The 12,145-nt window shown below is 71.3% G+C and carries 8 protein-coding genes; 5 read left to right on the forward strand and 3 right to left on the reverse strand.

Annotated elements, in window-relative coordinates; translation table 11 throughout:
- The first annotated feature begins 9 nt into the window (after window positions 1–9).
- The 3 genes from IW248_RS20875 (at window position 10) to ppc (ending at window position 4,987) form a co-directional block, all read left to right on the forward strand.
- Window positions 10–924 (forward strand): cyclase family protein, encoded by a 915-nt coding sequence (locus IW248_RS20875; protein ID WP_196928344.1) that lies wholly within the window; start codon window positions 10–12, stop codon window positions 922–924.
- A gap of 115 nt (window positions 925–1,039) precedes the next feature.
- Window positions 1,040–2,071 carry a hypothetical protein gene (locus IW248_RS20880; RefSeq protein ID WP_196928345.1) on the forward strand — a complete coding sequence of 344 codons (1,032 nt, stop codon included), beginning with the start codon at window positions 1,040–1,042 and terminating at the stop codon, window positions 2,069–2,071.
- A gap of 129 nt (window positions 2,072–2,200) precedes the next feature.
- Window positions 2,201–4,987 (forward strand): phosphoenolpyruvate carboxylase, encoded by a 2,787-nt coding sequence (gene ppc, locus IW248_RS20885; RefSeq protein WP_196928346.1) that lies wholly within the window; start codon window positions 2,201–2,203, stop codon window positions 4,985–4,987.
- A 68-nt stretch (window positions 4,988–5,055) separates the two neighbouring features.
- On the opposite strand, the gene IW248_RS20890 is transcribed toward ppc, so the two are convergent.
- Entirely contained in the window at window positions 5,056–5,883 is an 828-nt protein-coding gene (locus IW248_RS20890) for a hypothetical protein (RefSeq protein ID WP_196928347.1), read from the reverse strand.
- Window positions 5,884–5,937: 54 nt separating this feature from the next.
- Here IW248_RS20890 and IW248_RS20895 point away from each other — a divergent pair, with 54 nt between their 5' ends.
- Both IW248_RS20895 and IW248_RS20900 read left to right on the forward strand, forming a co-directional pair.
- On the forward strand, window positions 5,938–7,098 hold the full coding sequence (locus tag IW248_RS20895) for a DNA recombination protein RmuC (protein ID WP_196928348.1): 1,161 nt from the start codon (window positions 5,938–5,940) through the stop codon (window positions 7,096–7,098).
- Window positions 7,099–7,246: 148 nt separating this feature from the next.
- A complete protein-coding gene (locus IW248_RS20900) occupies window positions 7,247–10,543 on the forward strand; it encodes a S8 family serine peptidase (RefSeq protein ID WP_196928349.1) in 3,297 nt (1,098 codons plus the stop codon).
- Between the two features lie 69 nt (window positions 10,544–10,612).
- Here the strand turns inward: IW248_RS20900 and IW248_RS20905 are convergent, their stop codons facing one another.
- Window positions 10,613–11,047, reverse strand: a complete 435-nt coding sequence (locus IW248_RS20905) for a hypothetical protein (RefSeq protein ID WP_196928350.1) — start codon at window positions 11,045–11,047, stop codon at window positions 10,613–10,615.
- Between the two features lie 40 nt (window positions 11,048–11,087).
- Window positions 11,088–12,074, reverse strand: coding sequence for a 4-hydroxy-3-methylbut-2-enyl diphosphate reductase (locus IW248_RS20910; RefSeq protein ID WP_196928351.1), 987 nt, complete (start codon window positions 12,072–12,074; stop codon window positions 11,088–11,090).
- Window positions 12,075–12,145: the final 71 nt, after the last annotated feature.

Here is a 12,145-nt window from a genome sequence, read left to right on the forward strand (position 1 = left end):
GGTTTCGGCATGGGTGAGCAGTGGCGGGCACAGTTCGACGCGGAGGTGAGCTTCGCCAACGGCGGCGGGCTGCGTACCGAGGGGTTCCGGCTGGACATCCCCGGTCGGGAGATCACCGACGACGACCTCGCGGCGTTGTTCGTCCGGCACCTCGGGCTGCTGATGGTCGCCGACGTACGGATCAGCGCCAAGACGATCATCGCGGAGCCACACAAGGGCGGTCGGGGTGTCGCGGTCGACGGCTCCGGCGCCGATCGGCGGCTGGTCGAGCTGAGCCACGTGATCAACGATGGGATGACCAGCCTGCCGGGTTGGCCGGGGCCCCGGATCACCGAGTGGCTGACCTTCGCGGCATCCCGCGAGCGGTACGCCCCGGGCACCGAGTTCCACGTGGCCCGAATCGACATGATCGCCAACACCGGCACGTACCTGGACACGCCCGCCCACCGCTGGGCCGGCCGGGACGACCTGACCGGGATGTCACTGGACCGTCTCGCCGACCTACCGGGGGTGGTGGTCAGGGTGCCGGCCGGCATCCGCGCGGTGGACCGGCTGATGCTGGCCCCGTACGAGGTGGCCGGCCGGGCGGTGCTGCTGCACACCGGGTGGGATGCGCACTTCGGCACCGAACGGTACGGCGCTCCGGAAGCGCCGTACCTGACCGGGGACGCCGCCCAGGCGCTCGTCGACGCGGGGGCGGCAGTGGTCGGCATCGACTCGATCAACATCGACGACATGAGCCCGGCGGCCGCCGGCGTACGCCCCGCGCACAGCACGCTGCTCGCCGCCGGCATCCCGATCGTGGAGCACCTGACCGGCCTGGACGCGTTGCCGCCGAGCGGGTTCCGGTTCACCGCTGCCCCGCCGATGGTGGCCGGCATGGGCACCTTCCCGGTCCGCGCCTTCGCCGTCGTCAACCCCTGACGCCACCCGCGAGGCCATCGACGCACGGCCGGCGGCCAGTCTCTGCCGCACCGTGGGGACGCGCGGCCAACTGGTTCCACCCTGCGGTCCGCAAAACGGACCATAGGCTGACAACGTGGACAAGGAATCGCACCGCACAGCTCGCGACTGGGCGCCGCGCAGCATCGGACTGCTCCTCGGCACCCTCGTGCTGGCCACGGCGTTCATCGCGGCCTACGTCGGCGCGTTGCACCAGCCCACACCCCGCGACGTGCCGATCGGCGTCGTCTCCGGCGACCAACGCGCCCGGGCGACGCTCGACGCCGTGCGCGGCCAGACCAACATCCTCAAACCCATCGAGTACGACGACCCGGGCGCCGCCGAGCACGGGCTGCTCAGCCGCGCGGTGTACGCCGTGCTCAGCACCGGACCCGACAACGGTCTGCTCCTCACCGTGGCGAGCGCCTCCGGCCCCTCCGCCACCAGCGCGATCAAGGAGGTCCTCGGCACCGCCACCAGCCGCACCGGCACCCCGCTACAGATCGTCGACAAGGTGCCGGTCCCCTCGGCCGACCCGCGCGGGGTGGTGCCCTTCTACCTGAACGTCGGGTACGTGCTCGGCGGCTACCTCGCCTCGACAGTGCTCGGGATCTCCGCCGGCACCACCCCCCGTACGGCGCGACGGGCCGGACTGCGCATCGCCGCCCTGGCTGTCTACAGCGTGCTGCTCGGCATCGCCGGCGCGGTAGTGGTCGGACCCGTCCTGGACATCTGGCACCACGACGTACCGACGATCGCCGCCATCGGCGCGCTTGCCGTCTTCGCCGCCGCGATGGTCGCCAGCGCCATCCAGGGTTGGCTCGGCGTCGCGGGCACCGCGCTCGTCATCCTGCTGCTGGTGGTGCTCGGCAACCCGGGCTCCGGCGGCATCTACGCGCCCGAGTTCCTGCCCGGGGTGCTGCGCGGCATGCACAGGTGGAACATCCCCGGGCTCGCCAACGACCTGACCAAGGCCGCTGTGTACTTCGACTGGCGGTCGGCCGGCTGGCCGGCTTGCGCCCTGGCGATCTGGGCGGTGCTCGGCGGGCTCGGGTTGGTCGGCGCGAGCCTGGTCCGCGGTCGCCGGGCCACCACCTCCGGCCCCTCGCCGGGCCGCCACGGTGGCTGAGATCACCCCCGAAAACACGCTCCCGGAGGCAGTGGATCACCAGGGGGCCCTCCGGACGACCCCTGCGCGCGGATACCATCCAGTAAGTCGGACAGCGCTGTCCTTCGTATCCACGTGAGGGAGCGCATCGTGACCGACCAGCACGACCATGACGGCCCGGACGCCGCACTGCGCGCCGACATTCGCCGACTCGGCACCCTGCTCGGCCAGACCCTGGCCCGCCAGGAGGGTCGCCCGCTTCTCGACCTCGTCGAGGAGATTCGCGCCCAGGTCCGCTCCGACGCCCCGGCGGCCGCCCAGCGCCTCGGCGGGCTCGACGTGACCACCGGCACCAAGCTGGCCCGCGCCTTCTCCACCTACTTCCACCTGGCCAACATCACCGAGCAGGTGCACCGTGCGCGGGATCTGCGCCGCCGCCGCGCGGTGCAGGGCGGCTGGCTGGACCAGGCCGCCAAGATGATCGCCGAGCGCGGGGTGCCGGCCGAGGAGATCGCCAACGCGGCTCGCCGGCTGGCGGTGCGACCGGTCTTCACCGCCCACCCGACCGAGGCGGCCCGCCGCTCGATCCTGTCCAAGTTGCGGGCGATCGCCGACGAGTTGGACACCGAGACCGCCAACGCGATCCTCTACGGGGCGAGCGACGAGGGCCCGGCCAACCGTCGGCTGGCCGAGTTGCTGGACCTGATGTGGCAGACCGACGAGCTGCGGCTCGACCGGCCGGACCCGACCGACGAGGCCCGCAACGCGATCTACTACCTGCGCGACCTGTACGCGGAGGCCGCCCCGCAGGTGCTCGACGACCTGGCCGACACGTTGCGCACGCTCGGCGTGGAGACCTCGCCGACGGCCCGGCCGTTGAGCTTCGGCACCTGGATCGGCGGCGACCGCGACGGCAACCCGTTCGTCACCCCCGCGGTCACCCGCGAGGTGCTGACCATCCAGCACGAGCACGGCATCGCGGCCACCGAGAAGGCGATGGACCACCTGATCAACGAGGTCTCGGTGTCCCGCCGACTGCGCGGGGTGTCCCTGGACCTCTCCGCCAGCCTCGCCGCCGACCTGGACGCCCTGCCCGAGGTGGCCCAGCGCTTCCGCCGGGTCAACGCGGAGGAGCCGTACCGGCTCAAGGCGCGCTGCGTGAAGGCGAAGCTCGCCAACAGCCGGCTGAGGTTGCGTCAGGGCACCGCGCACGTGCCCGGCCGGGACTACCAGGGCTCCGCCGAGCTGATCGCCGACCTGGACCTGCTGCGCGCCTCGCTGGCCCGCAACTCCGGGCAGCTCACCGCGGTCGGCCGGCTGGCCTCCACCATCCGTACGGTCTCCGCGTTCGGCCTGCACCTGGCCACCATGGACGTCCGGGAGCACGCCGAGGCGCACCACGCGGTGCTCGCGCAGCTCTACGAGGCGGTCGGCGAGGTCTCCGACTACCCGGCACTGACCCGGCTGGAACGCACCAAGCTGCTCGCCGACGAGCTGACCGGCCGCCGCCCTCTGTCGACAGTGGACACGGCGCTGTCCGAGCCGGCCCGCAAGACGTTCGACGTGTTCGGGACCATCCGGGAGGCACAGGACCGGTTCGGCGCCGAGGTGATCGAGTCGTACATCATCTCGATGACCCTGGGTGTCGACGACGTGCTGGCCGCCGTGGTGCTGGCCCGTGAGGCCGGCCTGGTGGACGTGCACAGCGGGCGGGCCCGGATCGGGTTCGTGCCGCTGCTGGAGACCCCGGCCGAGCTGAACTCCGGCGGCGAACTCCTCGACGAGCTGCTGTCGCTGCCCGCGTACCGCGCGCTGGTGACCGCCCGCGGCGACGTGCAGGAGGTCATGCTCGGCTACTCCGACTCGAACAAGGAGGCCGGGATCACCACCAGCCAGTGGTCGATCCACCGGGCGCAGCGCGCGCTGCGCGACGTGGCCGCCCGGCACGGCGTGCACCTGCGGCTGTTCCACGGCCGAGGCGGCACGGTCGGGCGTGGCGGCGGGCCGACGCACGAGGCGATCCTGGCGCAGCCGTACGGCACCATGGACGGCGCGATCAAGGTGACCGAGCAGGGCGAGGTGATCTCCGACAAGTACACCCTGCCCTCGCTGGCCCGGGAGAACCTGGAGCTCACCCTCGCCGCGGTGCTCCAGGCGACCCTGCTGCACACCGCTCCCCGGCAGCCGGCCGAGATGTTGGAACGCTGGGACGCGACGATGGACGTGGTCTCCGAGTCGGCGTTCCGGTCCTACCGGTCGCTCGTCGAGGACCCGGACCTGCCGGCGTACTTCTGGGCGTCCACCCCCACCGAACTGCTCGGCGCGCTGAACATCGGCTCCCGGCCGGCGAAGCGCCCGAACACCGGCGCCGGGCTGTCCGGGCTGCGGGCCATCCCGTGGGTGTTCGGCTGGACGCAGACCCGGCAGATCGTGCCGGGCTGGTTCGGCGTCGGCTCCGGGCTGGCCGCCGCCCGCGAGGCCGGGCTGGCGGACGTGCTGGCCGAGATGCACCGCAACTGGCACTTCTTCCGCACGTTCCTGTCGAACGTCGAGATGATGCTGACCAAGACGGACCTGAGCATCGCCCGCCGGTACGTCGAGACCCTGGTGCCGAAGAAGCTGCACCCGATCTTCGAGCAGATCGAGCAGGAGTACGAGCTGACCAAGCGGGAGGTGCTGGCGGTCACCGCCTCACCGGCCCTGCTGGAGAACTCGCCGGTGCTCCAGCGCACCCTGGCCGTCCGCGACACCTACCTGGAGCCGCTGCACCATCTCCAGGTGGCGCTGCTGCGGCAGTACCGGGAGTCGGGCGCCGCCGGGCGGGCGATCGCCACCGCACCGGGCGGCCGACGCGCGCCGAGCGACGGCACGGCCCTGGAGCGCGCGCTGCTCACCACCGTGAACGGCATCGCCGCCGGGATGCGCAACACCGGCTGATCATCAGGTACGGAAACGGGCCCCGGTCACTGCGACCGGGGCCCGTTCCGTATGCCTGCGAACGGCTGTCAGAAGTCGCCGCCGCCGAAATCCCCACCACCGAAGTCGCCGCCGCCGAAGCCGCCACCACCGAAGTCCCCACCGGCGTAGTCGCCGCCGCCGAAGTCCCCACCCTGGTCACCGCCGCCGAAGTCGCCACCCTGGTCGCCGCCGTCGCCACCGTCGCCGCCCTGGTCGACACCGTCACCGAAGCCCTCCTGGTAGCCGGCGTCGTAGCCGTACCCGGGGTCGGCGAAGGCGGGCGAGAAGAGCGCGTCGGCGATCAGGATGCCGCCGAGCACACCGGCGCCGGCACCCAACGCCGTCTTCCACCACGGCGTCGAATACCAGCCGGCGGGCACCGGTCGACCCTGATAACGCCCACCGGGGTAGTAGTAGGGCGTTTCCCGGCCGGGTTGCGGCCCGGCCCGGAAAGTCTGCCCCTGAACGTCGACCTCGCGCTCCTTGGTGAGCTGCCCCACGCCGTGGGCGGCGGCCAGGGTCGGCACCTCGGGGCCCGGATCGATGCCCAGCGCCGTACGCGCCGCCCGGATGTACGCCAGGCCCTCCAGCGCGGTCTCCCGGGCCAGCCCGAACTGGTGCGGCGTGGACGCCTGCTCCAGCTGGGAACCCGCCGCGTTGTACCGCTCACCGGCGTCGGCCAGCGCCTGGCGTACCGCTGGTTCGTCACCGTGCAGGTTCATCAACTGGCCGCCGAGGCGCTCGTACCACCGCTGCGCCTCCGCACGGGCGTCGCCGAGCTCGGTGCGACGGCGGGCACCGGCCTGGGCGCGGACGAGCGCGGCGGCGCCCAGCGCGCCGACCAGCACAACGGCGAGGCAGAGCACAAGTTCCATGTCATCGAACGTACCCCCGGGTCGCACGTCGTATCCGTCTGGCAAGCTCCGGTGATGGACGTCTCGACGCTGCTCCTGGTGATCGTGTGCCTCGGCGCCGGCGGGGCGGTGGGCTGGCTCGCGGCCCGATCCCGCTCGGCGGCCGACATCGCCCGCCTGGATGCCACCCTGGCCGCCACCCGGGAGGGCGAGGGTCGGCTGGAGCAGTCCATGCGGGCGTTGAGCTACGAGGCCACCGCGCAGTCCCAGGAGGCGGTGGCCCGGGCGGTCGCGCCGCTGCACGACACCCTGCGCCGCTACGAGCAGCGGGTGGCCGAGCTGGAGCACGACCGCGTCGACGCGTACGCCGAGCTGCGTGAGCAGGTCCGCTCGATGAACGCGGTCTCCGGGGAGCTGCGCACCGAGACCAAACAGTTGGTGGCGGCGCTGCGCGCACCGCAGGTGCGGGGCCGCTGGGGCGAGCACCAGCTGCGCCGAATCGTCGAGGCTGCCGGCATGCTGGAGCACTGCGACTTCTCCGAGCAGGTCACCGCCGCCACCGACCAGCAGGTCGTCCGACCGGATCTGGTGGTCCGACTGCACGGCGGTCGCTCGGTGGTGGTGGACGCCAAGGCACCGTTCGACGCGTACCTGACAGCCATGGAGGCCCGCGACGAACGCGGCCGGGACACCCACCTCGACGCGCACGCGCGGCACCTGCGGGGGCACGTCGACGCCCTGGCCGCCAAGTCGTACTGGTCGGCGTTCGACAACTCACCCGAGTTCGTGGTGCTGTTCGTCCCCGCCGACCCGTTCCTCGACGTCGCGCTCCAGCGAGACCCGACGCTGCTGGAGCACGCCTTCACCCGCAACGTGGTGCTCGCCACGCCGGCCACGCTCGTCGCCCTGCTCCGCACTGTCGCCTACTCCTGGCGGCAGGAGGCACTGGCCCGCAACGCGCTCGCCGTGCACACCCTCGCCCGGGAGCTGTACGGCCGACTCTCCACCCTGGGCGACCACGTGGGCAAGCTCGGGTCCTCGCTGGCCGGTGCGGTGACCGCCTACAACCGGGCGGTCGGCTCGCTGGAGGCCCGGGTGCTGGTCAGCGCCCGCAAGCTCGCCGAGTTGGGCGTCTCGGGCGACGAGTTGGCAACGCCGGCCCAGGTCGAGTTGACGCCCCGGCAGCCGCAGGCACCCGAGCTGGTCGATCCGACCGACGAGGTCTCGGCCCGCTAGCCATCTATGTGACAGTGCGTATGCCTGCATATCACGAAGTGGTCACAAGGAACTGGCCACTAGTGACAGTGCTCGCCGACACCCCGAAAGATTCTGCTCACCCGAGCGCCCTTCTCTGAGGGCCCTGTTCTCTGGAGGAAAAGAGAACGTGAGCAGACTCCCAAACCTGAGCAGGCGCACCTCAGCCGCGCTCTTCGCATCGGTCCTGGCGGCGAGCGCCGTGACCGCCATGGGTGGTGCCGCCACAGCGGCCGCCGCTCCAACGACCACAGCGGACACTTCCCCGGCCACCGCCGCCGAGACGCTGGGCGCGCACGACGCCAAACTGCTCAGTGAAGCCCGCGCCAAGAAGGCCCCGACCGTCACCCTGATCGTGGCCACCGCGAGCGGTGCGGCGGAGGACGTGGCCGACAGCCTCACCAAGCTCGGCGGCACCGTCAGCCAGCGGCAGGATCGGGTCGGCTTCGTGCTGGCCAAGGTCCCGACCGACCGGGTCCTCAAGGCGGCGCGACTGCCCGGCGTCTCGGCCGTCGACCTGGACGAGGTCATCCAACTGCCGGATCCGGCCCCGGAACGCACCCCCGCCGGCACCGCTGGCGCGCGGCAGGCGACCGTCGCAGCGCCGGGAGAGACCACCCAGGTCGACAACCCCTACATGCCGACGAACGAGACCGGCGCGGTGGCGTTCACCGCGGCCCACCCGGAGTGGGACGGCCGGGGCGTCACGATCGGCATCATGGACTCCGGTGTGGACCTGGCCCACCCGGCGTTGCAGCTGACCACCACCGGCGAGCGCAAGATCGTCGACTGGGTCACCGCGACCGATCCGCTGGAGGACAACACGTGGCGGCGGATGCAGGCCGAGGTCGCCGGCCCGTCGTTCGCGATCGCCGGCGGCACCTGGACGGCGCCGGCCGGGACGTACCGGTTCAACCTGTTCAGCGAGTCCGTCACCACCGCGAGCGACGCCCGCGGTGACGTCAACCGCGACGGCGACGTCACCGACACCTGGGGTGTGCTCTACGACCCGGCCACCAACAACATCCGGGTTGACACCAACCAGAACCTCAACTTCACCGACGACCCGATCATGCGGCCGTACAAGGAGAAGTACGACATCGGCTACTTCGGCACCGACAACGCGGCGACGCCGGTCGCCGAGCGGCAGCCCTTCGTCGTCGAGTTCCGCAAGAACGTGAACACCACGCCGATCGGGCTGCCGGGCACCTACGACTACGTCAACATCGGCATCGTCGAGAGCACCCACGGCACCCACGTCGCCGGCATCACCGCCGCCAACGACATGCTCGGCAACGGGGCCTTCGACGGTGCCGCACCCGGCGCCAAGCTGGTCTCCGCCCGCGCCTGCTCCTGGGGCGGCGGCTGCACCGCGGCGGCCCTCACCACCGGCATGATCGACCTGGTGGCCAACCGTGGCGTCGACATCGTCAACATGTCGATCGGTGGCCTTCCGGGCCTGAACGACGGCAACAACGCGAGGACGAACCTCTACAACGAACTGATCGAGACGTACGGCGTGCAGTTGGTCATCTCGGCCGGCAACTCCGGCCCGGGTCTCAACACCGTCGGCGACCCGTCCGTCGCCAGCAACGTGATCAGCGTCGCCGCCAACATCAGCAAGGACACCTGGCTGGCCAACTACGGCTCGGTCGTCAAGAAGAAGAACGCCCTGTTCAACTTCTCCTCCCGTGGCCCGCGCGAGGACGGCGGCTTCAAGCCGAACATCGCCGCCCCCGGCTCGGCCATCTCCACGGCACCGACCTGGCAGCTCGGCGCCCCGGTCCCCGAGGCCGGATACGCGCTGCCCCCGGGCTACGCGATGCTGAACGGCACCTCGATGGCGTCCCCGCAGACCGCCGGCGCGGGCGCGTTGCTGCTGTCGGCCGCCAAGGCCACCGACCGGGGCGTCAGCCCGGCGGCACTGCGGCGGGCACTGTTCAGCTCCGCCAAGCCGATCGCGGACGTGCCGACGTACGCCCAGGGCTACGGCATGGTCAACGTGCCGGGCGCCTGGCAGCTGCTGCGCCAGGGCGTCGAGACCCGGTCGTACGTCTCGGACGCGCCGGTCTGCAGCCCCCTGTCGGAGCAGCTGACCATCTGGAACGGTGTGAAGTTCGTGCCGAACCCGGGTCGGGGCACCGGCGTCTACAACCGCTGCACCTCGGCCGAGGGCGGCCACAAGGTCGGCCAGAGCAAGACCTACCCGGTCAAGCTCACCCGCACCAGCGGCCCGGCCGGCACCATCAAGCACGACGTCACGCTCCAGGGCAGCGACGGCACCTTCAAGGCACCGAAGACCGTCGCGTTGCCGCTCAACAAGGCCGTCACCATCAACGTCACAGCCAAGCCGGCCACCGAGGGCGCGCACGGCGCGATCGTGCGGATCGACGATCCGGCCACCAACGTTGTCGACTTCGAGGTGTCCACGGTGGTGGTGGCCTCGAACGACGTCAAGAAGCCCACCTTCTCGTACACCAACGAGGGCTCGGTCGACCGGAACGGCTTCACGTCGTACTTCGTCACCGTGCCGGAGGGCGCCAAGGCCCTCCAGGTGAACCTCTCCGGGATCGCCACCGGTTCGCAGACCCGGTTCATCGCGATCAACCCGTTGGGTGTGCCGGTGGAGGCCACCACCAGCACCGTCTGCTACACCAACTTCTCCGACGTCAACGTCTGCAAGCCGCAGGAGCGTGACTACCAGAACCCGCTTCCCGGGGTCTGGGAGATCGAGGTGGAGTCGCGGCGGACGTCCCCGGCTCTGAACAACCCGTTCAAGCTCCAGGCACGGGTGCAGGGTCTGACGGTCGAGCCCGCGCTGGTCGAGCTGCCCAGTGTCGAGGCCGGCGAGCCGACCCCGGTGAGCTGGAAGGTCACCAACGCATTCGGCCCGGTCTCGATCAGCGGCCGCAGCGGCGCGCTGACCGGTGTGCGCACCGAGCGTCCGACCATCACCGAGGGCGGCCCCAACCAGGAGTGGACCGTGGAGATTCCGGAGGGTACGTCGACGTTCACCGCCCGGATCGGCAACCCCGCCAACGCGGGCGCCGACCTGGACCTGTTCGTCTACCGGGGCACCACCGAGGTCGGTCGGGCCGCGGATGGCGACTCGGAGGAGGCGGTCACGCTGACCAACCCGCCCGCCGGCACCTACCGCGTCGTGGTGGAGCCGTACGGGGTCGACGGGCCGGGGACCAGCACCGCCTACGACTACTACGACGCGTTCGCGTCAGCGTCGCTGGGCACGATCACCGCTCCGGCCGTCGCGGTGCCGCTGATGCACGGCGAGTCGGCCACCATCACCGGCACGGTGACCGCGGTGGCCGTTCCGGCCGACGGGCGTCAGCTCTCCGGTGAACTGGCGATCGTCACCACCGAGGGCGCGATCGTGGGTCGCGGCAACGTGACCATCGGGGCCGTCAACTGATCCGCTCGTAACAGGCAGGAGCCCGTCCCCACGTCCGGGGGCGGGCTCCCGCGTGTCAGGGGTGAATGGTCAGGACCGGTGGGCGGCCGTGACGACGAACGGGGTGCCCTGCTGGCAGGTGGACATCATGCCGGGCTCCACCCGACCGGTGACCTCGACCCGCGCGCCCGGCCTCAGCACGTCACGCGGGCCGCCGAGCAGCAGGTAACCGTCGAGCAGTACGCAGTTGGGCTCAACGCCGCCCTGCAGGGTGCCGCTCAGGGTGGTGGCCCCGACGCCCGGCGGCGTGCTCGGACCGCCCGGCTTCGGAGACTTCACCCCGGACGGCGTGGTGGGGGCGATGGTCTCCGGCGAGGTGCTCGGGTCGGGCGTGGGCTGGCTGGTCACCGGCTGGGCTCCCGTCGGTGTCGGGGTGGGTGTGCCGCCCCCGCCACCCTGGCTGCCGCAGGCGCTCAGCGCCACGCAGAGGGCCAACGCGGGTACGGCGAGCCGAAGAGTCCTCATGCCGAATCTGACGTACGCCGACAGCGGTTCGTTCCCGTGCTCAACCGCGCGCCGCGGCGGCCTTCATGTCCCGCTTCAGCTCCTGCGGAAGCGAGAACGTGAGCCGCTCGTTGGCGGTAGTGATCTCCTCGACGTCGGCGAAGCCGCGCGCGGCGAGGTGGACCAGCACCTCCTGGACCAGGTCGTCCGGGACGCTCGCGCCCGAGGTCAGGCCGACCGTCGTGGCCCCCTCCAGCCAGCCGTCGTCGATCTCGTGCGCGAAGTCGACCAGGTGACCGGCGCGGGCGCCGGCGTCCAGGGCGACCTCGACCAGGCGGACCGAGTTGGAGGAGTTCGTGGAGCCGACCACGATCACCACGTCACAGTCGGCGGCGATCTCCTTGACCACGTGCTGCCGGTTGGAGGTGGCGTAGCAGATGTCGTCGCTCGGCGGGGACTGCAACAGCGGCAGCCGCTGCTTGAGCCGGGCCACCGTCTCCAGCGTCTCGTCGACCGAGAGCGTGGTCTGGGAGAGCCAGACCACCTTCTCCGGATCACGTACGGTGATCTTGTCGGCGCCGTCCGGGCCGTCCACCAGCTGGATGTGCGCGGGGGCCTCACCGGCGGTGCCGATGACCTCTTCGTGCCCCTCGTGGCCGATGAGCAGGATGTCGTAGTCCTCGGCCGCGAAGCGTCGCGCCTCGTGGTGCACCTTGGTGACCAGCGGACAGGTCGCGTCGATCGCCTTCAGCGAACGCTCCTTGGCCTGCTCGTAGACCTCCGGCGCCACCCCGTGCGCGGAGAAGATGACGGTGGCGCCCTCCGGCACCTCCTCGTTCTCCTCCACGAAGATCGCGCCCAGGGCCTCCAGGGTCTGCACCACGTGCTTGTTGTGCACGATCTGCTTGCGCACGTAGATCGGGGCGCCGTAGAGCTTCAGCGCCTCCTCCACGGTCTGCACCGCGCGGTCGACACCCGCGCAGTAGCCGCGGGGCTTGGCCAGGAGCACGCGCTTGCCGGTCCGGTGAGTCGCCTGAGCCTCAGTCACCACCCCATCGTACGTGCCACCCCACCACCCGCCACCGCCCACAACCCCCCGACCTCCTTTGCGTTGATCAT

This window comes from Micromonospora ureilytica, assembly GCF_015751765.1.
In the GTDB taxonomy this organism is placed as follows: Bacteria; Actinomycetota; Actinomycetes; order Mycobacteriales; family Micromonosporaceae; genus Micromonospora; species Micromonospora ureilytica.

Excerpts from the sequence above, each read along its gene's own strand:
- IW248_RS20875 (WP_196928344.1), top strand. The coding sequence starts at position 10 with ATGGGTGAGCAGTGGCGGGCACAGTTCGACGCGGAGGTGAGCTTCGCC.
- IW248_RS20895 (WP_196928348.1), top strand. The coding sequence starts at position 5,938 with ATGGACGTCTCGACGCTGCTCCTGGTGATCGTGTGCCTCGGCGCCGGC.
- IW248_RS20890 (WP_196928347.1), bottom strand. The coding sequence starts at position 5,883 with ATGGAACTTGTGCTCTGCCTCGCCGTTGTGCTGGTCGGCGCGCTGGGC.
- IW248_RS20905 (WP_196928350.1), bottom strand. The coding sequence starts at position 11,047 with ATGAGGACTCTTCGGCTCGCCGTACCCGCGTTGGCCCTCTGCGTGGCG.